This is a genomic window from Radiobacillus kanasensis, assembly GCF_021049245.1.
Lineage (GTDB): Bacteria > Bacillota > Bacilli > Bacillales > Amphibacillaceae > Radiobacillus > Radiobacillus kanasensis.
In genome coordinates, this window is the sequence record NZ_CP088020.1 from 2,769,167 (window position 1) to 2,791,201 (window position 22,035).

At 36.3% G+C, this 22,035-nt stretch carries 29 protein-coding genes and 2 pseudogenes; 3 read left to right on the plus strand and 28 right to left on the minus strand.

Features of this window, described 5'->3' with window-relative positions; genetic code table 11:
- Positions 1–199: 199 nt before the first annotated feature.
- The 28 genes and pseudogenes from KO561_RS14475 to KO561_RS14605 all read right to left on the minus strand — a co-directional run bounded on the left by KO561_RS14475 (position 200) and on the right by KO561_RS14605 (position 17,984).
- The gene (locus KO561_RS14475; protein ID WP_231093983.1) at positions 200–352 is read right to left on the minus strand and encodes a DUF3888 domain-containing protein; all 153 of its coding nucleotides are present in this window, start codon (positions 350–352) and stop codon (positions 200–202) included.
- Positions 353–366: 14 nt separating this feature from the next.
- The gene (locus KO561_RS14480) at positions 367–603 is read right to left on the minus strand and encodes a hypothetical protein (protein ID WP_231093984.1); all 237 of its coding nucleotides are present in this window, start codon (positions 601–603) and stop codon (positions 367–369) included.
- Positions 604–734: 131 nt separating this feature from the next.
- Positions 735–1,409: a DUF5694 domain-containing protein gene (locus tag KO561_RS14485; RefSeq protein WP_231093985.1), complete on the minus strand. Its 675-nt coding sequence runs from the start codon at positions 1,407–1,409 to the stop codon at positions 735–737.
- Positions 1,410–1,432: 23 nt separating this feature from the next.
- Complete coding sequence (locus KO561_RS14490; protein WP_231093986.1) at positions 1,433–1,855, minus strand: NUDIX hydrolase; 423 nt, start codon at positions 1,853–1,855, stop codon at positions 1,433–1,435.
- 260 nt (positions 1,856–2,115) lie between these two features.
- Entirely contained in the window at positions 2,116–2,322 is a 207-nt protein-coding gene (locus KO561_RS14495) for a hypothetical protein (RefSeq protein ID WP_231093987.1), read from the minus strand.
- A 68-nt stretch (positions 2,323–2,390) separates the two neighbouring features.
- On the minus strand, positions 2,391–2,798 hold the full coding sequence (locus KO561_RS14500; protein ID WP_331000793.1) for a DUF4269 domain-containing protein: 408 nt from the start codon (positions 2,796–2,798) through the stop codon (positions 2,391–2,393).
- The gene (locus KO561_RS14505; protein WP_231093989.1) at positions 2,743–3,150 is read right to left on the minus strand and encodes a hypothetical protein; all 408 of its coding nucleotides are present in this window, start codon (positions 3,148–3,150) and stop codon (positions 2,743–2,745) included. The genes KO561_RS14500 and KO561_RS14505 overlap by 56 nt, the downstream gene beginning before the upstream one ends.
- Positions 3,151–3,238: 88 nt before the next feature.
- Positions 3,239–3,406: a hypothetical protein gene (locus KO561_RS14510; protein WP_231093990.1), complete on the minus strand. Its 168-nt coding sequence runs from the start codon at positions 3,404–3,406 to the stop codon at positions 3,239–3,241.
- Between the two features lie 16 nt (positions 3,407–3,422).
- The gene (locus KO561_RS14515; RefSeq protein ID WP_231093991.1) at positions 3,423–3,977 is read right to left on the minus strand and encodes a YdcF family protein; all 555 of its coding nucleotides are present in this window, start codon (positions 3,975–3,977) and stop codon (positions 3,423–3,425) included.
- 17 nt (positions 3,978–3,994) lie between these two features.
- Entirely contained in the window at positions 3,995–4,471 is a 477-nt protein-coding gene (locus KO561_RS14520) for a GNAT family N-acetyltransferase (protein WP_231097166.1), read from the minus strand.
- A 60-nt stretch (positions 4,472–4,531) separates the two neighbouring features.
- Positions 4,532–5,407, minus strand: coding sequence for an alpha/beta fold hydrolase (locus KO561_RS14525; protein ID WP_231093992.1), 876 nt, complete (start codon positions 5,405–5,407; stop codon positions 4,532–4,534).
- Positions 5,408–5,952: 545 nt separating this feature from the next.
- Positions 5,953–6,292, minus strand: a pseudogene (locus KO561_RS14530) (VOC family protein).
- Positions 6,293–6,370: 78 nt separating this feature from the next.
- Positions 6,371–6,568, minus strand: coding sequence for a hypothetical protein (locus tag KO561_RS14535; RefSeq protein WP_231093993.1), 198 nt, complete (start codon positions 6,566–6,568; stop codon positions 6,371–6,373).
- Positions 6,569–6,606: 38 nt separating this feature from the next.
- Positions 6,607–7,191 carry a hypothetical protein gene (locus KO561_RS14540; RefSeq protein ID WP_231093994.1) on the minus strand — a complete coding sequence of 195 codons (585 nt, stop codon included), beginning with the start codon at positions 7,189–7,191 and terminating at the stop codon, positions 6,607–6,609.
- A 142-nt stretch (positions 7,192–7,333) separates the two neighbouring features.
- Positions 7,334–8,140, minus strand: coding sequence for an aminoglycoside adenylyltransferase domain-containing protein (locus KO561_RS14545; RefSeq protein WP_231093995.1), 807 nt, complete (start codon positions 8,138–8,140; stop codon positions 7,334–7,336).
- Between the two features lie 146 nt (positions 8,141–8,286).
- Positions 8,287–8,484: a hypothetical protein gene (locus KO561_RS14550; protein ID WP_231093996.1), complete on the minus strand. Its 198-nt coding sequence runs from the start codon at positions 8,482–8,484 to the stop codon at positions 8,287–8,289.
- Positions 8,485–8,563: 79 nt separating this feature from the next.
- Positions 8,564–9,258: pseudogene (locus KO561_RS14555) on the minus strand (Type 1 glutamine amidotransferase-like domain-containing protein).
- A gap of 79 nt (positions 9,259–9,337) precedes the next feature.
- Complete coding sequence (locus tag KO561_RS14560; RefSeq protein WP_231093997.1) at positions 9,338–9,736, minus strand: GyrI-like domain-containing protein; 399 nt, start codon at positions 9,734–9,736, stop codon at positions 9,338–9,340.
- Positions 9,737–9,861: 125 nt separating this feature from the next.
- On the minus strand, positions 9,862–10,419 hold the full coding sequence (locus KO561_RS14565) for a hypothetical protein (RefSeq protein WP_231093998.1): 558 nt from the start codon (positions 10,417–10,419) through the stop codon (positions 9,862–9,864).
- 559 nt (positions 10,420–10,978) lie between these two features.
- Positions 10,979–12,244, minus strand: coding sequence for an FtsW/RodA/SpoVE family cell cycle protein (locus tag KO561_RS14570; protein ID WP_231093999.1), 1,266 nt, complete (start codon positions 12,242–12,244; stop codon positions 10,979–10,981).
- A complete protein-coding gene (locus KO561_RS14575; protein ID WP_231094000.1) occupies positions 12,244–12,657 on the minus strand; it encodes a PadR family transcriptional regulator in 414 nt (137 codons plus the stop codon). Before KO561_RS14575 ends, KO561_RS14570 begins: the two co-directional genes overlap by 1 nt.
- A 5-nt stretch (positions 12,658–12,662) precedes the next feature.
- On the minus strand, positions 12,663–13,196 hold the full coding sequence (locus tag KO561_RS14580; protein ID WP_408004819.1) for a sigma-70 family RNA polymerase sigma factor: 534 nt from the start codon (positions 13,194–13,196) through the stop codon (positions 12,663–12,665).
- Positions 13,197–13,496: 300 nt separating this feature from the next.
- On the minus strand, positions 13,497–13,616 hold the full coding sequence (locus KO561_RS20585) for a GNAT family N-acetyltransferase (RefSeq protein WP_408004820.1): 120 nt from the start codon (positions 13,614–13,616) through the stop codon (positions 13,497–13,499).
- A 291-nt stretch (positions 13,617–13,907) separates the two neighbouring features.
- The gene (locus KO561_RS14585) at positions 13,908–14,342 is read right to left on the minus strand and encodes a hypothetical protein (protein ID WP_231094001.1); all 435 of its coding nucleotides are present in this window, start codon (positions 14,340–14,342) and stop codon (positions 13,908–13,910) included.
- Positions 14,343–14,418: 76 nt separating this feature from the next.
- Positions 14,419–14,736 (minus strand): hypothetical protein, encoded by a 318-nt coding sequence (locus KO561_RS14590; protein ID WP_231094002.1) that lies wholly within the window; start codon positions 14,734–14,736, stop codon positions 14,419–14,421.
- 632 nt (positions 14,737–15,368) lie between these two features.
- Positions 15,369–16,439: an NAD(P)H-dependent flavin oxidoreductase gene (locus KO561_RS14595; protein WP_231094003.1), complete on the minus strand. Its 1,071-nt coding sequence runs from the start codon at positions 16,437–16,439 to the stop codon at positions 15,369–15,371.
- 93 nt (positions 16,440–16,532) lie between these two features.
- Positions 16,533–17,384, minus strand: coding sequence for a hypothetical protein (locus tag KO561_RS14600; protein WP_231094004.1), 852 nt, complete (start codon positions 17,382–17,384; stop codon positions 16,533–16,535).
- A 135-nt stretch (positions 17,385–17,519) separates the two neighbouring features.
- Entirely contained in the window at positions 17,520–17,984 is a 465-nt protein-coding gene (locus KO561_RS14605) for a GNAT family N-acetyltransferase (RefSeq protein WP_231094005.1), read from the minus strand.
- A 264-nt stretch (positions 17,985–18,248) separates the two neighbouring features.
- Here KO561_RS14605 and hutP point away from each other — a divergent pair, with 264 nt between their 5' ends.
- The 3 genes from hutP to hutU all read left to right on the plus strand — a co-directional run bounded on the left by hutP (position 18,249) and on the right by hutU (position 22,034).
- A complete protein-coding gene (gene hutP, locus KO561_RS14610) occupies positions 18,249–18,692 on the plus strand; it encodes a histidine utilization transcription antiterminator HutP (protein ID WP_231094006.1) in 444 nt (147 codons plus the stop codon).
- A 125-nt stretch (positions 18,693–18,817) separates the two neighbouring features.
- Positions 18,818–20,341: a histidine ammonia-lyase gene (gene hutH, locus KO561_RS14615; protein WP_231094007.1), complete on the plus strand. Its 1,524-nt coding sequence runs from the start codon at positions 18,818–18,820 to the stop codon at positions 20,339–20,341.
- A gap of 25 nt (positions 20,342–20,366) precedes the next feature.
- On the plus strand, positions 20,367–22,034 hold the full coding sequence (hutU, locus tag KO561_RS14620; RefSeq protein WP_231094008.1) for a urocanate hydratase: 1,668 nt from the start codon (positions 20,367–20,369) through the stop codon (positions 22,032–22,034).
- Position 22,035: the final 1 nt, after the last annotated feature.

Sequence of the window (22,035 nt, forward strand, 5' to 3'; positions counted from 1 at the left end):
TTCCGTTTCATACTCCTTATTATAATCGTATAGATTTGCTTTTTTTGGGGTATTCGGATTATCGTGTAGAAAAATTGTTTTAGTCGATTGGAGCTATATTAGGGGATATTTCAGATAATAGTGTGTAAATAATCAATGATTTTATTGGCGCTCATGGGCCGGGTATTGGCGTTCATTTTCATTTTTGGCGTTCGTGTTTTTATTGGCGAAAATCAACCCTAGGATAAGTTTTTACATGTTCATAATCTAATAGCTTCCCATCTTCACTTACAACTATGATATCTTCACCATAAGTGATATGTGCTCTATAGTAAGGAAGGACTTTCAACGTAATTTCGTACGTACCGCCCACCCCGTTTACTTGCTTTATCGTAAAATTTCTGTTTGATAGGAAGCCCAGCCTTGCACATCTGGCGCTTGTTCATCGTTTTTATAAATCTCGTCGATTGCTTGATTAATCGGTTTAGATAGACTATTAATAAGTGCATACGTTAGTGTATCGCATAATTTTGTGTCCGCTTCATTTATGGGCTTCGCATATACCGATGTTTGCAAGCTTAAGAACACAGTAATAAATACCATGAAATGAAAAACTTTTTTCATTTTTAATCACCTCTGTTTAGCTTCTATGAACTAAAAAGAATTATTCCTGTTAGACGTTTATACACAAAATTAGTCTTAACTTATGGAAAACCAAATTTTATATCGCTAATAAGAAAGAGCATACAAGTAGTTTAGAAAGGTGGTTGAACTTTCCAGCCATGCCCTTCAAACCACTTTCTAAGTAACCATAAATGATCGCTACCTATTACAACAAGAACCCGTTCATCACTATCCTCGGAGACCTCAAGTATATTATTAAAAATCTGAAGTTCTCGTTTCATCCACTTATTTATAAAAGAAAGCCCGATTGCTTCACCTTTAGCATCTACTGAAGCTAGGGAAAGGTATAACCGCTCGTTCATGTCAACTATATCCTTATGATTTAATGCTTTAAAGGCATCCATCACATTATTGTGAAGTTTGAGCTCAGGGTCATGTTCACCTTTTAAAGCTGTCCATAACTCTGGGTAACCATTTTTAACCACATTAATAAGTCGGGTCATTTCTTCTTGTGTGATCTCGCCGGTCCAATTGATGGCATATACATCCTCATGCAATAGTTTTTTTGCTAAACGAAATCCTATCTGCTGAATTTCGTCAACAGAAGCCTTTTCAGTGGATTCTTTATAAAGTTTGTTCAGTGCATTCTGTTCGTCTCTTTCCCATTCTAGAGCTATTTTCGTTGGTTTAAAAATTGAAAGATATTCTACTAATTCGATTATTTCGTCTTCCTTTTGTTTAACTATCTCTTCATCCTGTTCAAAATGAAAAGTGCCCAAAAGGATTACCTCATTCTTTTTTTGCAATGCTCAGCCTCCTCTCCCAGCAGTTACTTAACAACTCCTTCATATGTATAAGGAACAGCTTTATCTAACAAATATCGAACACCTTTTGTATGATAAGGCATCCAAGTATCCGCTTCTTCCAGACTCATCCACTGCACGTCTGAGATTGTTTCCGTATCTTGTATAAAAATTTCACCGCTTACTATCCTTGCTTTGAATGTTATAAAGAGGACATGGTTATCATGTTTTTTCATGAAGGCTTCATTTACGGATACAATGTCGTCCAACTCTACCTGTAATCCTGTTTCCTCTCTCGCTTCTCGAATCGCAGCTTGTTCCAGTGTTTCACCAGCCTCAACCGATCCACCAGGTAGGGACCAATTATCATACTTTATATTTTGAACCATTAGTACTTTGTCTTGTTCTTCATCAAATATAAGAGAATATACGACATTTATTCTTTTCATTCCTCTAACTCCTCTCCTCTCGTTCTATTCATAATTAGGTACAATAGGACAAACCACTGTTTTGAAAATTAAAATCCATTAGCCTACCATAAAAGGAAGAAATACTATAGAAAACCCGATACTGATTAATAACGTTATTAGCCAATCTTTTTTACGAGTCATTTTGAAAAGAATATTGAAGACGGAGCTTATGCAGAAGCAAACAATAAATGCCAATAGAAAAGAAATAAGAAATTCCATAGTGCTCTCTCCCCTCACGATTACAACAACTTTTTAGGTTCATCGGCATACCATATGGCAAAGCCACAGCTCCCACAAACATAAGGATTAATGTTGGTATTTTTCTTATTGGAAAACAATCTATCGCCTTCCGGGTTTTTAACTAGTAGTCCCTTCAATCCATCTGCGACATAACACTTTACTAAAGTGTCACCACATTTTTCACATTGCTTATTTTCCTGCTCCATTAAAACACCTCGTACCTGAATTGGATTTTTCTCTTACAAGAACGTACGTATTGCAAAAGTCGATTGTTTCAAATTATTCCTTCTACCTTTCCATATTCGATAAGGGCATCGTAGGGATCACCTGGAATTTCAAGTACCTTGCAAAAAGCAGACTCTGTCTTATGGCCTTTTCTTTTTAAATCCAAAATTCCAGCTTTAATGCTAGGGTCTCGCCGCATGATCGTGTACTCAATCACCATATGTAAATAAGCATTTTTTTGTTTAACGGGGAGGGGCTGTCCAAATAACTCCCATTCAAAATCTTGAAAGAAAAAATTAGCTTTTATAACTGGAATTTTTCTAATCACTACATCCAGGGATAATCTTGATGCGTCATTGGTCTTATAATTAGCTTTTCTTGTCTTATCATTCGATTCACTACTATCCCTTTGAAATAGAAACACCGACAATTTGGTCGGAAAAGACAAGCATTTCACTAACTTTTTGGATTTTTTCTGGATTAGATAATGGTTTTATAATTGCGTCCTTAATATGTATTGGTCCAGTAATGTTAGAAGCGATGAATTCTGAAGGTAATCCCTTCATTTCTTTTCCAAAATCATCAAGTCCAAAATCTATAAAAGTCTTTTCATCCTCTTCAGAGTCAAACAGATTAATGTCCCCTTCAATGGTTGCGGAATGAGTATGAATAACTAGCTTTCCTACTTGATTAACAATGTCTTGGATAGGATTTTCTCCTAAGTCTAGTTGTTTTTTTAGGTCAAATAGATGTGTAATCATTGCTTTTTTATAATCCATTGCCTTATTAAGTTCATCTAGTTTTAACAAATCTATCTCTCCCTATATAGTATTATTTGATAGAATCAATCAAGTTAGTCAAATATTAATAGACTTAGTTTTAAAAATATTATCCCATTCACAAACTAAACCATAAAATAAGGCTAATTCCAATTAACGAGAAGCCATACAAAATCCAAGCCAAGATTTTATTTCCTTTTGGCACTTCCTTTTTCTTAAGCACTCTATAATGTTGGAATGTTAAAAATATAAAGAGCATAATCGAAATGATCAGTAGTTCATTCATTCCTTAACCTCCTCGATTACTCAACCCAATTCGAAATACGGTCACTAAAATATTGCCCGATTTTCTCCACCTCTGACATAACCCGACTAATTCCAATGTCAGATAAGAACCAGTTTTCCTTGGTTATTCCAAATTTGTCTACTACAGGGCAGACAACAAACTCTGTTTCCCTCGGAAACTCAGCCTGATAAGATAAAAGAGCTCGCCGAGCATGCCCAGCTTTACACACAATGATCGCTTTGGAAGGACGAATTTCCTTCTTTCTCAAAACATCGAGAGAAAAATGGGCATTTTCAATGGTATGTTGGGCCTTATCTTCCTTTAAGATACACGCTTCAGGCACCCCTCTCTCTACAGCAATTTTCCGCAAAAAGTCCCACTCCGTTGTGTTCATATGTGGGTTAGTTCCACCTGAAGGTAGCATATACGGAGCAAATCCTTTGTGAAAGAGATCGGCTGCTTTGATCATCATTTCTTGATGATCAGAACCTGGGATTAGGATTACATCTGAAAAGACAGGTTCATGCTCAACAAATATAAACTCGGTAATACAATCAAATGGATTTGTCACTTCACCTTCACATCCTTTCAGATTATGCCCTTCATCCTAATTACCTTCCCATCAAGCTCCGCCCCTATTTCTTCCAATCCAATTTCACGATAAAACCGTAATGCTCTTTTATTTGTTGGGGAAACTCTTAAATGGTATTCCATCAATCTATTACTCTCAAAAAATGTTCTAGCGTAACGATGTAACTCTTTCCCAATCCCTTTTCCTCGATACTTAGGAGCTAAATAGTAAAGATGTACGTAACCGATCTTTTTTCCATTCCATTCACGGATGGACAATTCCAATTGACCAATTGGGTTGTTATCCATTTCAGCTATAACGAAACCATCAGGATACAAAGAAATTTTTTCCTCCAACCATTGGAGATATTCTATCTCATCTCCAAAACCAGATAAGTTACCAAAACTCACCCTGAATGAGTCTTTACGGTACTTTATGACCTTTTCTCGATCCCTCTTCATATCTATCGTCCGAAATAAAAGCAAATTATTCACCCTTAATGAAGTTTTTACCATTTTTATTTTTACAGTTCGATTACCAATATGACTAATATTTTATTGATCTACCGAATCTAGGAAATGCTGAACTTCCTTTAAAAATCTACTTTGCTCTTCAATATGAGCATAATGAGAAGAGTTACTAAACTCCACATGTGTACTATCTCTTGTGCCCTTTTTTAATATTTCAGATTGACCGATGGACATTCCATCATATTTTCCAGAGATGATTAAGGTCTTACATTGAATGTTTGGAAGATCCTTTGTACGATCATACTTCGAGATTTCATCGTTCTCTTGCCAAATTAAATCGTTCGTTCTTTGATCTTTTTCGAGGAATGCTTCTTGGAGATATGTTGGGTAGCCCACTCTACAAAAAAATAGATTATTGTAGAGTTCCGTTGCCTCATTATATTCCTGTTTTGATACAGTCGTTCCTTTCTCCAATTTCTCTTTAAAATCCTTTAGTTCAGGTGTAAAATACATTTCCTCAAACCTCGGGCGAAGTTCCCTAACTCTATTCCAATTGACAATCCCACTATGAAAAATCAAACTTTCAACTTGTTGCGGATTACGTAAGGATATTTCTAACGCCAAGGTAGCTCCCCACGAATGTCCTAGTAAGTGATATTTATCTATATGAAAATAGGAAACTAGCTCCTCAAATTGGAGGATAAAGTCATCAATTGAAAGATTAGCAAAATGTTCAGATCTAGTAGATCGACCGCTTCCAATCTGATCATATACTAGAACTGGACGGTTTTGCCCTAGATCTAACAGGGGTTGTAACGTAAGAAAGGACAGGCCGGGGCCACCTGCTAATAAAATTAAGGGGGATTTTTGATGAGGATTTTCTTTAGGTATATGAAATTCATAGTAGGTTTTATAGTTACCATACTGGATATAGCCTTTTTTTATGTGGGCCGCTCGCATTTCCTATTCCTCCCCCTTAAGATCCCTATTTACATACTACTAGAAGGTGGGTCGAATTGTAAGTATTTGGACAAAAGGATGTCGTAGTTTTGGTGAGGTCCTTAGCTCTATTAGTTATTATCTTGTTGAAGACAGAATCGCTCCAAGGAATATGTAATCTACTCAACAAGTGTTTTGTGTACATATACAATGATAGCTACCAAATATGCCAGAATCGTTGAAGGAATGAATGAATCTTGGTAAGGAATGTGGATAATCCCATTTATCAGCAGGAAATAGCCACTATTTAAAAAATAATATCCAAAAATTTAGGTAACTTATTTTTGTTTCTTACCCTTGCTTGGTTAAAACCGGATAAAATCCATGTTATCTTTTTTACTCCAACCACGTAAGCAGATATAAAGAAAAAGACTGCTATTGACAATATAATAGGGTCCAATTCAAAATACATGTCTTTATCCCCCAATGATCCATAAGTTGGAATTCCTATATTTCTTACATAAAAAAGCGTCAACCAGGTCGATTAACACTCCTTTATTTCCTTATCATTTTTCCATAACCGCAAGGTAGTTATCTTCTTCATCCGAAAAATTAAATACTTTGCCTGAAGGCATTTCTACCATATCTCCTACATTAATTTGTTTTACTTTAAAGTCTTCGTAAAGCTTTTCAAGATTTTCCGTAAAAAACATAAGGGAAGGTTTCAGTTCTGGTGACATTCTTGCAACCAGGTCTTTATTATGAAGGATTATACTAGTCTCTGGACCCTTGGATGGGGCAATTTCAAACCACTTCATCCCTTCCCCATTTTCCTCAGCTACCACATGAAATCCTGCTTTCCGATCAAAACTTAACCGCTTCTTCCTGATTTTCAACATACAACATGGTCTGATCAACTTTTGAAATCCTAACAGTCACTCCTTGTTTATGTTTCCATACTTTGAAAGTCACACTTCGTTTCGATTATAGTTTTTCTTTAATAGACTTAATTTCTGCTTCTAATTTTGCAACCTTATGTGCAAGGTCATCAGGAGTAGTTTCCTTCCTTGAACTAGTAAATCTACTCTTTTTAATCATCAAATATAACACAACAATTATGGAAACAAATGCTGTAACAAACATCACCATTATGATGATCGGCAAAAGTTCTGCTATGGACATTTTCCCGCTCCTTTCTTGCGATTAATCAATCTTATTCACTATCCTAGTGACTTAATCTTTTTCATCCACCAAGTTTTATTCTTGTTTGGCGAGCGAAGGGGCATGATGACATAGTCATCCGTTACTTCATAAACATCTTCAAATCCTGCGTACACTAAATCAACGTTCAAACGGAAAGGTTTTGCCTTCCTTCCTATCTCTTTTTCAAACTCTGCAACATACTTTCCTACTGGATCCAGAGACTCCCAGAATGACATTGCCATACTTCCACCTGCAGGCATTTCCCACCATTTACGAAAGGCTTGCCAAAGCTCCTTACATATTTCGCCAAGCTCAGGCGCTAGAGAGTCAAAATAGTCTGGTTTATAAAATTCTGCATGACTTCCAATCTTAGCTCGTTCTGACACCAAGAGTTCCCACCAACGGAGCCAGTAGTTTGTAAGAACAACCATTTCTTTTTCTGTTAACGATTTACTCGGATTTACAGAGCTCCAATTATGTATAGAACTAAACGGTTTTTGATCAGGAATTAATTCATAAGTACAAGCAACATAAACCGCAAAGTTCAGCTGCTCAACACCTTGAGTTGTCACACTCCAAGTTGGTTCTCCGTTTATTTTCATGCTTTCACCTCTTTTTCAGTTATCCTCCATTCATAGATAAAATAAAAATACAATCCAACGGTTTTACTTACAATTCATTCCACAAAAAAGCATTTATCCTCCTTTAAATGGGTAAATACTTTTATCCAAAATTTAATCCTTTTTATTGTCCTCCCATTTCACACTCCTGGACTTTAGCAAAAATAAAATCTCTCAATTGCCATAACTGACCTTCTCCAAAAAAGTTGTCCTCTTTTCCGTTTGCATATCCGTCCATCACTTGTTTAACCGTCTTCGCCTGTGATCCCGGAAAATTATTAAGTGCCCAATCTCCAGCTTCCTTTTTAGAAGAAATAACTCCTTCTTGTAAAAACCATAGAACTCTTATCATATTTAAAGAACAATAGATTGGATTCTTTTGAATATTTTCTAAGCAATCACGGAAATCAGCCATGATGGAAGAACGATAATGATTTACTGGTACAAGAGGGATAACCTCATTAATGGATCTCCCTTCTATACAAATTCCTCTATGTTTTGTGATCATCAAATGCGCGGCAAGGTCACCGTCCGTCATTGTTTCACCATTCATATATTGGAAGGTTTTCTGTTCTAAGTCCTCTTGATACCGCTTTCTCCAATGTTCACTATAATGAAAATCATACGGACTAGGGTGCTCCCATTTCTCTAATTGTCGCATATTTAAAAAACTTATTTCTACAGGGTATGGCTGACCTGAATATCTTAAGAAAAGCGAAGCTAATCTCCTTTTCACCTCGACTGATAATGATTGATCTGTGACGACCAAAATATCAATATCACTTTTGGATGGGTTAAATCCTCCCATAGCAAGTGATCCATGGATATAAAATCCTACAAAACTTGTATCTATAATCCTTTTAATTTCATGCAGAATTTCATAAATGAAATCTTTTACATCATTTGGACAATTGTCCCAACTAGAAGACATTTTCTTCTCCTTTATAGTGATTACCTTCAATTTTAACCAAGCTGGTGGTTATCGTAATATAAATTTTATTCAATGGAAAATCGAACCTCTTCATTTCTGAGGAAACTAACTTATTTGATTAGCCTCAATTCCCGACTGAATTACCTCTATCTTGGATTTTCCTTTTTATACAAATATGAAGCAAGCAATAGCGAAACCCCAAGAAACATAAAAGTAAAAGATAGATACAGTTCACTTATTTCAAACTGTCCATTAAATCTATACATAAAAATAAAGGTACCTACAATTATAAATAGAATTCCCAAACCAAGGTTCAGCTTTGCAAATGTTAAATGTTTTTTCATACTAACCCCCTCAACCCTGATTAGTTAAATAAAACCTAAAAGAAAAGAACCATTTACATTTTATGGCACTGCTAATAGCCTAGCCCAAATACTCTGACACAAGTTCAAGTGCAATTACCTTATTTTCCCCCGCATAAACTTTGTAGGCTTTGGCATGAGGTCTCGAAGATACAATCTTCTGAAGATCCCAGTCCACATAGTGAAGCGCAACTCCGTCATCAGCCGCGATCCCCCCTTGAATTAGGTCTGATTTGATGAGAGATTGTTAGGAAGGCCTTTTATTTTCCTCTCCATCATAATGGGGACAATTACTTCCTTTTAAGAACCCTAAGCACGTCATTGGTTCTAGACCACAACCAGAGGAATCCGTAATGCCCTCTTCGAACCAACAAATCGAACCAGCACTTATTCCAGCTAGAACTATTCCTTTATCCAAGCTTCCCGTACCACTAGGTCGACTCCCCACTCTTTCCAAAGAGTAAGCATATTTCTAGTATTTCCACCACCTACATAAAGAATATCTTGCTCCAACAAAAATTCCTTTATGCCCCTCGTCTTTGGATGAAAAAGGGACAGATGTGTTGGAACACATGGCTGTTTTTCAAAGGAATGATAAAATCTAGCAATGTAATTATCTGAATCTCCACTTGCCGTGGGAATAAAACATATCTTGGGAGTTTTTTTAGGCGATTGATGGAGTATGTATTGATCTAGTAGAGGGTTTTCTGGCTCCATTGAAAAACCTCCACCACCTAAAGCGATGATCTGTCTCATTTAGCCTCTCCTCACAAATGGTCTTAATTTCATAGTTAACCCACAACATAACTATTACCATATTTTACCTTTGTTAAAGTTACTTAATAGCTATGTGAATTTCTATTTCCCCATTAGAGTAGTATTTTTCGAAATCATATGAATAAACTCTATCTAAAGAACCTGCTTCTTCTAGTTGCCAAATCTTATTCCAGGTTTTAATGATACCTTGTTCGTTAGTAGCATCTACTTTAAAGACTTCATATTTCTCATCATTCGGTATTTCAACTAAAGAGTCTCCATGATCATCTTCAATTGCAACACTTAATGAATAATCTCCTTTATAGTCACTTTCATAATCAAAATAGATACCATATACAATTCCGTTATAATTTTCCAGTTTGCTAGATGATTCTTCCCACATTGTTTGGATTTTCTCCATTATTTCTTTGTCACTAAAATTATTGGTTCTAATACTGTTGATCATATACATCTTCATAATAATTCAATCCTCTCTATTTTATAAACTTTGATTCTTAATAGTGAACAGCCCGTTCCTTTTTGCATAGCAGCTAGGAAAAGGCACAAAATATTAGGACCACTATCATGTATAGGTATAACCGATTAGCTTCTCGTTCTTATTTTCTTACTAATAAAATACCAGACAACCAACACACCTAGTATAATTAATAAGTAGAGAGACCATGGATCACCGTTATCATTTTGATCGTCCAGATACTCTTCAAAAAATTCCCTTCTTTCTTCATTTTCCTCCTCCACGTTCCCATCCTTCAGCTTTACAATCCCGTTCGATCCACCTACTGTCACACGAAGTCCTACCTTTGGATCACTTTTCAGAAATAACAAGAATCGTCCACCTTCTGCTTGGAAATTTTCTAAGATAGAGCCATCGGCACAATCTATTCCAGCAGTTATTTGGTCTGGAACATCCCGCTTATAGGATTTTTCCACATTAAATTTTTTTCCACAATAAGGCATGGTTTTCTCATCGGCCATGGAATCCGCAGAAAAATCAAAGGTACCCTCAACAACAACGGTTGCTTGATCTACCACCTCATGTGGTTCTATCTCGTCCCACAATGTTGCTAACAAAGGTTTTGCAGAAATCAATAGGATTAGAGTAATAAGTAAGAATAATGAAATAATGACCTTTCTCCCCATTGTACTGACTCCTTTTTAGTCTTAATTTTCAACAAATATAAGTTTATATCATATTAAACATTTTAACATAAAATTCCATAAGTTCTTGAAAAGAGAAGAACTTATGGAATCGGGAAAAATATAAAAGGCACTAACAGAGAAATCTCGTGGTCATTTGAGAATGTTACACATTATTTATTACTTAAAGAAAAATAGAGTAGACGTTCGGAAATTCTTATTTACAGAAGGTATGGTCAAGTAAAGGTCCGAATAACATAGTTAACAATGCCTAAGTCATCCAAACCTCCTTTGATCTGAATAGAGGATAAACCTAATGGAAGCCGCATCAATCTATCTTATAGTACTACTTATACCCTAGCCTAAATATCCTGACACAAGGTTCAAGTTCTTTTACCTTGTTTTTCCTGTATGAGGATTGTAACCATACTTTCCATCTAAAAAATCTGTTTTATTCGGTAACCTTAAGTATTATTTTTAGATGAAGCAACTAGATACAATATGCTCTAATAAAATGCAATTAATTGTTACTGGGAAAGTCCTTTCCTCTCCGAAAAAAATCTCAGCTAGTCTTCTCCATAAATAAGTCCTTTCTTCTGAAAACGCTAAGTACAATTCCTAATATCATACAATTAATTAAATTATATAGAACTCCATAACTTATAAAAGGAAGTCCCACACTTATAATCGGTAACAAACCAAAGCTCATGGCAATATTGTATAAGATTTGTGATGCAAAAATAGAAACTCCACCAATCAATAGCATTCGCCCAAATGAATCTTTAATATGTTTACTAACTATTATCATACGACTTAATAGTAAAACCAGCGTTATGAAAATGAAAGCTGCTACTAGCCAGCCATAATTATAAGCAATACTTACGAAAGCAAGGGTAGTATGAGCTTCAGGTAGAATCATGTCGGTCATTTTTCCGTTCCCTAACCAGCCAGCGCTGGATAATAAATCTCTAATCAAAATATATATGTATCCATTAGAGGAAGAAAAGTTTTCCGGGTATAAAAAACCCTTTACTCTTAATAAGATACCTTTATGAGAAAGCACATAAAAAATCCCTTGAAGTGTTATTAGAACCCCCATTACAAGTCCTAACTTGACTTTCTTTTTTTTACCCACTTGACTCCAACAAATCATGGTGAATGCCATGGTGACATACAAAAGTGAAGTTGGAAGATCTCCAATTAATGTGATTAAGATTAGGGGTATAACTACCATTAAAGAAAGTTGTGGCAACTTGATTGTTTTTTGATACAAGAATGCCACCAAGCTAACAAATAGGAACGGGAGAAAATGAAAACTATTAACTAAAAAGGAACCAACCTTCAAATACGGTAACCCATTTATCGTGTAGGTAGGTACTAGCCACAGCACCATCAATAGAAAAACTCCTATTGCGTAAAGAAGCACCTTGTATTTTATAAATCTTGTGTAATCGATTAACATAAATCCTATCACAGTACTAATTCCCAATCCTATATAAATATACTGCTTAACAATATAGTATCTTTGTAAGGAGTCAGCAAGGATTGGAAGAAAACTCAAACAAAAGGTTACCACCAATAAACCAACTAGCCACCAATCAACTCGTGGTCGATGTATCTTGTTAAAATGGTAACTCAATTGAATGGGACTTCCCATTTGGTTTACCACATGTTCCTCCGCTTCTATTTCCGTCATCCCTTTCCTAAGATAACGTTGCTTTTCCTCATTAATATGATGCTCAAGTTCCTTAGCTATATATGGTCTTACACGCTTGGATTTTATTTTACCTACAACTGTATCAATGAAAATTTTTCGTTTCCCAGTCATTACGAGCTCACTTCCAACCATAGTTTCATGGATAGCTTATTTTTCGTACTACTACTTTCCAGCTTAGATAAGAGTCTTTTCCCTTTTGAATGAATTATATATCTCTTTACTTCATTCTCATCCCAATTGGACACTACATATCCTTTTTGTTCGATACGGTGTAAAATCGTATATAAAAATCCCTCTTCACCTTCAAAATTTTTAATTCCACGTGAGCTCAATTGCTTAGCTAACTCATGCCCTGTCTTTTCTTCAACAAGGATCTGTAAAATAGCAACAAGAATATCCTTCTCATCTTTTTCCTCTTTTTTTATTCTTCCACGGACACTGTCCATATGTTGTTCCGAAAAGTGTAGGTCCTTAAATGCAGTACCATGCATGGCTTCTTTTAGCCTTTTCAAACGCTCTTCCATCTGTGCTACCCTCCTAGTTTTTCCTGTAAAATGGCTTTAGCACGCCTCAGTCTCGTTTTAATGGTGTTTACATTTTGCTTGGTGACTTCCGCAATCTCTTTGAGTTGCATCTCTTCAAAATAAAATAAATATATTAATTCCCTATACTTTGTTGGTAAAGCCATTACAGCCTGAATTAACTCTCCATCTTCACTTCTTTGAATAACTTCCTCTTCGACCGATTTATCTTCTCTTCTAATTGGATAGGACTCGTCTTGTGTTACCATTACATTTTTGTGATACCAACTCTTAAGGTGGTCCTTACAGTGATTAATGGCAATTCTATAAATCCAAGTCTTTATTTTGGATTCGTGTTTATATGTATGAAGGTACTTATAACACTTGATAAAAATCTCTTGAGTCAGGTCCTCAGCAATGGGTTTGTCCTTTACATAGGCAAAAACTAATTGCAAAATATCCTGACCATACAGTCTCATAATTTCATCTATCGTTAAGTTCTTATCTTCCAGTTGAATATTATCCATCATTGATTCTTGCAACCTTTTCACCTCCTATTAATTAGACGAGAGTGGTTGTGGTTAAGTTTTTGTCATTCATAATAAATACTAGATGAGATATAAATATAGCTCCTGAAATGTTCAGGAGCCTTTTATATTCTTCAAAATATATACACTTACAAACAATCAAGTATTCTAAGTCAACTATCTCACCATAGTACGAAGTATTAGGAAAGTTTTTTTTACAAAACCAGTACTATCACCCATATCATGCGCACCCTGCCTATCCTCTTGGTTGCCACTATTTAAACCAATGTAAATGGCCCCTTGTTCTATTGCCCATTACTCAGCTTCTTGTAAAAGACGTTTTCCTATTCCTCTTTTCCTAGCTCTGCTACTGACTACAAGAGAAATTACTCTACAATAATTTCCATCCTTGTTATACAGCCATCCTTTAAACAAGATGCCTTACCCGATTCCTGATTATGAATCCCTCGATGAACTTTCAGTAGTCCGAACACCTCTTGAGATCCCGGAAAAACTCTTTTCTAATCGTTGTCTGAATACTAAAATTATCTTTTCTTTTTTCCTTTGTTAAGTTCGTAATTCAAATGTAGTCTGCCACAATAACATACTTTTCTTGACTAAATATGTCCAAATATGTATAAGTAACCTAATTTTCTTAGACTAAATAGATAAAAACCCCCTTAGTCACAGACAATTGGAGGATTTTCTATATTAAACGAGTTAATTTTACTTCTTCTGCTTTTCTAAAACTACTTCCTCTTTCTTATCTTCCCACGTAATAGTGGCAATCATCTTATCATTTTTGAAATCAGAATAAACTTGTTTTGTCATACTAATAAAAATATCTTTTTGTATATTTAACTCAATCCTACCACTAAAGGTAACACTTTCTTGAACAGATTGTTTTTCAATTTCTATGTTTGCGTCATCTATAGGTGAGTTACCCCTATATTTTATAGAAATTTCATGTTTGGCTTCTAGTTTTTCCTCAATACTATAGTAAATGCCGCTTACATAATCCTTTATTATCCAGTTTTGAGATTTCCCTTTTAGAGTAAAATCAAAATATTCTTTTTGACCGTTTACATTCTTACCTTCGTCATTTTGACATCCAAATAGTAGCATTGAGCAAAATAGAATTAAAATTAGTTTTCTGTACAAAAAATCACCACCTCAGTTAATACCCTAACATTATTTATATTTATTTTGTAATGCTAATTCAACTCCATGATTACTATCATGCTTTGGTGTCCCCATTCTTTTTCCATTTCCTATAATGATAAGCTATGTCCGCTACGACAATGAGTAAGAATATAATACCAATATTTCTGTATTCATCTGATGATAAGTATCCAATCCAATAAATAGCAAGATAAATAAGAAACACAAAGGGAATTCCCCACAAGGAACGGATCAACTTTCTTCTATAAGTTAATCTATGATAGTTCAATACAAATCCTTTATCTACCTTTTCTACATCCCTGTACTTAGCAGATAGGATGGTATGAACAATTAATCCCACGATCAATGGAGCAATAAAAGATAGTAGAGCCATTCACATTTCTCCTTTCTGTAATAGGTACCACGGTTTGAACATTAATTTTCTAAGCAAAAAATCCCCCTTCTTCAGAACCGACGTCAAATTTTCTTGTTCTCTTAATAAAGTGGGGTGCTTTCTTTCTCGGTAAATATAAGTTTATAATCTATATATATTTTAACATAAAATTCCATATGATCTTCGGAAGGGAAAAACAAAATAGGGATAAAATCATAAAAAAGACCACAACAGAGATACCTATTGTGGTCAGTTGAACATGTTAACAGTTGCAAAATAATAAAAGAATGTATAGCTGACATTTAGAAAGTTCTCATTCACAGAAATAATGGCTGAATAAACGAGTAAACCCTTACTTCCGGTTCGAAATTACATACAACACCTAAATCCTTCTAATCATCCAAATTCACCACATAAATACGATTAAAAGAATCCGCCCAGTTCCAACCTTTAGATTCAATACGCCATCCTTCTTCATCCTTCTCATTAGCTTTTCCAAAGTAAAGAGTTCTTCCTTCTTCTTTTCACCTAGGTTAAATTCTAGGTATGTACTTCGAACCCTAGTTCGGATTTTATTACGATTATTACTCTTTTGTCCCAGTCTCTTCTTTTAGTCACTTTATAAGCCAGAATTAATTTGTTATATTTGCTTCTTCAATAATATTAGTAATCAATGATTTTACAGTCTGATTTCTAGCTAACCTTGGACTTTGCCCTGACCATAGAGACATAAAATCCCGATTTTTTTGTAAAGAAGAGGCTTTCCTAATTCCTTTAGTCAATGAGTTTTGAATGGGGAAGTTTGGTAAGTATGCTTCACTTTGCTGCATTTCTGAAATAAATTTATTTTTAACTCCTCTTGCCCATTTCCCTGAAAATGAACGTGTTAATACAGTCTGGTCTTCATAAGTATGAAGGATTTCTTCCTTATGTATCTCATTTGCCCCACTTTCCACACAAGTTAAAAATGCTGTACCCATTTGTACGCCCTTTGCACCTAAGCAAATAGAAGCCATGAATCCTCTTCCATCCATTATTCCTCCAGCAGCAACAACAGGAATACTTACTTTGTCAACAACCTGTGGGATTAGTGACATTAATCCTATCAAACTTTCCTGATTGTCTTCTATGAAATTTCCGCGATGTCCACCCGCTTCACTACCTTGCACAACAACAATATCCATTCCACTCTTTTCTATTTCAATTGCTTCTCTTACAGTAGTAGCTGTTCCTATTACAATAATGCCACATTGTTTCAAGTCATCGATTATCTTTCTTGAAGGAATACCGAATGTAAACGAACAAACCGGAACGTGATTTTCCATTACTGCTTCGATTTGTTCATGAAATGTTTCTACCACTATATTAAACTCGGGAATTTCCAAGTCATCTTTATCTTGTAAATGTAATTGTTCACGGATAGGCTTTAAAAACTGATTAGCTTGTTCTATTTCATTTTCTGTCCCAACGAATTCATTCGGAACAAACAGATTTATACCAAACGTGTTAGATGTCAATTCCTTTATTTCTCTAATCTGCTCTAGGATTTGTTCAGGGGTCATATAGCCTGCTCCGATCATCCCTAAACCACCCGTGTTAGAAACCTCTGTTACTAATTTCGAAGTTGTTACTCCTCCTGCCATGGGTGCTTGAATAATCGGATACTGAATTTGCAAAAGTTCCGTAATCTCATTATTTAACATAATTTACACCTCGAATAATATTGTTTTATTCTCCCTATCTAAAAAGATAAACTTGCCAAAATACTTGGTGCTATTACTAATAAACAAAAGATATTATTTTTTTCTATATGTTATCTTTCTATATTGCCCCCACTGTTCATTTAATTCATTGAGCCTTATTATCTTGTAGGGATTAAAAACCGTCTGTCCATTTTTATTGAAGAATAGGCTGTTACCAATGTAAAAAGAAGCGTGATGTATAACTCTATTTTCATCTATCCAAGTTACAACATCTCCAGCTCTCATCTCATCATTAGTTACATCATAGTTTGCATTTTTCAACCCATAGAAGAAGGTTTCATGGTGAACCCATTCTTTAAGTATCCATTCTTGTGCCGTTATGGCGAACAATGTGGCAGACAAACAGTTACTCCCAGAAATAGTTGTATGTGTATTCGCATACTTCCTAATATGTATTGGCGAATCATCAAGTACATCGTGACAAATCCAACTATCCCATTCTTGTGAATATGCAAGTAAAGCAGCTTCTTTTATTTGATAAGGTAATTCCTCCCACATTCTATGTTGAATGACGACTAACTTTTCCTCATGCTCTCTTATAATGTAGTCTGGAGGAATTGAATCTCCAGACGGGAATAGGGATAGAGGAAGAATCATCCCTCTGCCCATCTTATACTGAATACTAAAAATATCTTTCCTTGCTTCCTCTGTTAAGTTGGTAATCCAACTGTAGTGTGCCACAATAACATACTTTGCTTTACTAGATATATTCCAATATGTATAACTGTTAACCATTTGAATTTGTTTATAAGAGGAGTGTTTTAAAAATTCTTCAAATGGAACCACTAAAGCTCCATTAAGATATTCATCAAATAAACTTAAATCTTTCTCTTCTACGAAGAAAAGGTCTTTTTCTGGTACAAATTTTTCAACCCATTTTTTCATTTGATGCTCTGTAGGTTTTATCTTCAAGGTCAATTCAATCCCATCTTTCACGCGAATGTACTGGGTGTGTAATCTTGTTGTATAAAATAGCGTTCATCCCATTAATAAATGGTAATTAGTTATGCAATCCATGGACTAACATTCATACTCCATCTTTAAAAACTCAAATGTACTTCCATTGGTATCTTGCATAAAGGTTGTAACATCCCTAAATCCAATCTGTCTGTACACTTTTATCGCTCTTTGATTAAAAGTTGCAACTGATAAGGTTATTTTTTCAGGATTATATTCTGCTTGGACAAAATCCAAACCCGCCTTTAGAAAGTCTGAGCCCATACCTCTTCCCGTTAAATCTGGTCTCAACCCTAATCCAATATCAACAGTTCTTTTGTTTACTTTGTAAACAGTAAAGAAAGCAACAAGTTCTTTTTCCTTAGTTACCGCAAACGTTGAATCCCCTCTAGTCTCCTGGTCTAAAAATTCATTCAAATCCTCTTTATCCGCTTCTAAATCATAAAAAGAATAATCGCCATCGTAATGCCAGTTAAATGCGATTTTCTCAGCTTGTTTTTGAGTCAAAAAACTAAACTTATACTCCATAAATACACCTACTCATAGTTTACTTTGTATTTTTACCAACCTCTTCTTTTCAGTAAAAAAAATCCCTATATATGTATTAATCCTAACATGGTGCATATTATATATCACCACTATTTTTAGAGGAGATAAACACCTTAAAAGCTTATAACTCTCTTCCATTAATGGTAATTTTTAATAAATTTCTCATTGACACTCAATTAGAAAGCGCTTACACTTAAGTTAGTTATTAGCTATTAGTTAAATAAACTGCTGGAGACTTGGTATATGAAAAATAAACCCAACTTTCGAATTGGTCAGTTAGCCATCCTGTCTATCCTTCAAGATGATGTCTCTGTTATCGATGAGAAGATAAAACAAGCAAACTGGCAATCTTGTATTGGTAGAGTGGGATCCATGGAATCTAACAAGATTGTTGCAGCTATTGAAACTGCTGCAAAAAAGAACAAGATTGTGAAAGAGGGGCTATATCGAGAAACGCATGCCTTGTATCATGCTATTATAGAAGCATTACACGGCGTAACTCGAGGTCAAGTTCAATTAGGAACCTTTCAGCGAACTGTTGGACTGCGCTTTTCGGTTGTACGAGGGACACCTTACCAAGAGGATGAGGAAGGCGATTGGATTGCGGTTGCTCTGTATGGAACGATTGGGGCACCAATTAAGGGTCAAGAACATGAAGCAATAGGATTAGGAATTAATCATATTTGATTATGCCCAGAGTGATTAGACATTAGGGGGCTATATCAAAGGAATGTGTTTTTTTGCATTCCTTGATATGGCCCCTTTTCTATTGGCCAATAGGATAAACATACAAAAAGAAGAAGGTGATCTAGGTGAAAATATTGGATGGAAAGTCACTAGAACTGAAGGACTTGGACCAAATCATTTATAACGGGGATTACGTTCAAGCATCTAAAGAAAGTTTAGATAAAGTACGAAAAAGTCGGGAAGCTGTCGAGCATATTGTCCAACAAAAACGCATCGTCTACGGAATAACAACAGGCTTCGGAAAATTTAGTGATGTACGAATTGAACCCAAAGATGTAGAAGCACTTCAACATAACCTCCTCTATTCTCATGCTTGCGGAGTTGGAGAAGCCTTTCCAGAGGAAGTAAGTCGGGCTATGCTCGTTCTTCGTGCGAATGCATTACTGAAAGGTTTTTCAGGTGTAAGACCAGTTATTATTCATCGATTATTAGATCTTGTGAATGCCAAGATTCATCCTATCATCCCCCAACAAGGATCTCTTGGATCAAGTGGGGATCTAGCTCCTCTCTCCCACTTAGCCCTCGTTCTGCTTGGAGAAGGAGAAGTCTTTTATAAAGGAAACACAGTAAAAAGTATGGAGGCATTAGAAAAAGAAGGAATAGAACCAATTTCCTTAACCGCTAAAGAAGGTTTAGCTCTTATAAATGGTACCCAAGCCATGACAGCAATGGGAGTAATCGCTTATCTACAAGCTGAAAAACTAGCTTTTCAATCCGAGATTATTGCTTCCATGACCTTAGAAGGATTACGAGGAATTATGGATGCTTTTGATGAAGATATTCACCTTGCTAGAGGATATCAAGAACAGGTAGATGTTGCATGTTGCATTCGTTCTTATTTAGAAGGAAGCAAACTAACTACTAGACAAGGTGATTTACGGGTTCAAGATGCGTATTCCTTAAGATGTATTCCCCAAGTACATGGAGCGAGTTGGCAAACCTTACAGTATGTAAAAGAAAAACTGCAAATAGAAATCAATGCAGCCACAGATAATCCTTTAATTTTTGATGATGGCGACAAAGTAGTTTCCGGAGGGAATTTTCATGGGCAGCCTATTGCACTCGCCATGGATTTCTTAGGAATAGCCGTTTCCGAGCTTGCGAACATTTCCGAACGACGAATCGAACGACTGGTCAATCCGCAACTAAACGACCTACCACCCTTTTTGAGCGCCAAACCTGGTCTTGAATCTGGTGCCATGATCTTGCAGTATTGTGCCGCTTCCCTCGTATCTGAAAATAAAACATTGGCGCACCCGGCTAGTGTTGATTCTATTCCTTCCTCGGCTAATCAGGAAGATCATGTAAGCATGGGAACAATTGGTGCAAGGCATGCCTATCAAATTATCCAAAACACTCAAAACGTTCTTGCCATTGAAGCTATATGTGCGATGCAAGCCGTGGAAGTCAGAGGAAAAGAACAAATGGCAGAGGTTACAAGAGCTACATTAGAAAAAGGGAGGGACTATGTTCCATATATTGAGAAGGATCGGATTTTTTCCATCGATATTAAAAACGCTGTCAGGTGGATGAACAAAGAAAAGTGGCCTGTGTTCTCCCCTACCAAAGATAGCGAAAAAATAAAATGATCATGATGAGGAAAGGAGAAACGATATGTCAACAAAATCAAGTAGAGTGATTCGTGCACATAGAGGAACGGATTTGGACTGTAAAGGATGGGAACAGGAAGCGGTATTACGTATGCTTTCCAATAACCTAGATCCTGAAGTAGCAGAGAATCCAGAAGAATTAATTGTTTACGGTGGAATTGGAAAAGCAGCGCGAAACTGGGAGGCTTTCGATGCTATTGTAGAGCAATTAAAAGACTTGGAGAATAATGAAACTTTACTGATTCAATCTGGTAAACCTGTTGGTCGTTTTAGAACCCATGAAAGTGCACCGCGTGTTTTATTGTCCAATTCGGTACTTGTACCAAAATGGGCAAATTGGGAGCATTTCCATGAACTAGATAAAAAAGGCTTGATGATGTATGGACAGATGACTGCCGGTAGTTGGATTTATATTGGTTCACAAGGAATCTTACAAGGAACGTATGAAACCTTTGCAGAAATTGCCCGAAAACATTTCAACGGTAGTTTAAGAGGCACTATAACATTAACGGCCGGGCTCGGAGGTATGGGTGGTGCACAACCACTTGCCATTACGATGAATGAAGGGGTTGCCATTTGTGTAGAAGTAGACCAATCCAGAATTGAAAAACGATTAAAAACAAAATATGTGGATCGTATGACAGATTCCTTAGAGGAAGCCTTACTATGGGCAGATGAGGCTAAACAGAAGGAGGAACCATTATCTATTGGACTAGTAGGAAATGCTGCGGAAGTTCATCATGACATTTTAAAACGTGGTATTTCAATAGATATTGTGACGGATCAAACCTCCGCACATGATCCTTTAAACGGGTACATCCCTATCCATCTATCATTGGATGAGGCGACACAACTGCGAAAAGAAAAGCCTAATGATTACGTGAAGCTCGCATCCACCAGCATGAAAAAACACGTGGATGCAATGCTAGGTTTTCAAAAGAATGGGTCTATTGTTTTTGATTATGGGAACAACATTCGTCAAGTCGCGAAGGATGAAGGATTAGAACATGCCTTTGATTTTCCTGGCTTCGTACCAGCCTATATTCGACCTTTGTTTTGTGAAGGAAAAGGGCCGTTCCGTTGGGTTGCCTTGTCTGGTGATCCGGAAGATATTTACCGAACCGACCGCTTAATCAAGGAGCTATTCCCAGAAAACGAAGCTCTTATCCGTTGGATAGATATGGCGCAAGACAAAGTAGAGTTCCAGGGCCTTCCCTCCAGAATTTGCTGGTTAGGCTATGGAGAACGAATGAAAATGGGGTTAGAAATAAATCGCCTTGTTCGGAATGGAGAATTAAAAGCGCCGATCGTTATTGGACGTGATCACTTAGATTGCGGGTCTGTTGCCTCTCCAAACAGAGAAACAGAATCGATGTTAGATGGCAGCGACGCTGTGGGAGACTGGGCCATTTTAAATGCACTCGTTAATACCGCTGCCGGAGGAAGTTGGATATCCGTTCATCATGGTGGAGGTGTCGGGATGGGCTATTCCTTGCATGCTGGAATGGTTGTCGTTGCGGATGGGACAGATTTAGCAACGGAAAGACTCGAACGCGTCCTAACTACTGATCCTGGAATGGGAATTGTACGCCACGCAGATGCCGGATATGAAAAGGCTAAACAAGTAGCCAAGGAAAAAGACGTCATCGTACCAATGTTGGATAACGAGTAAG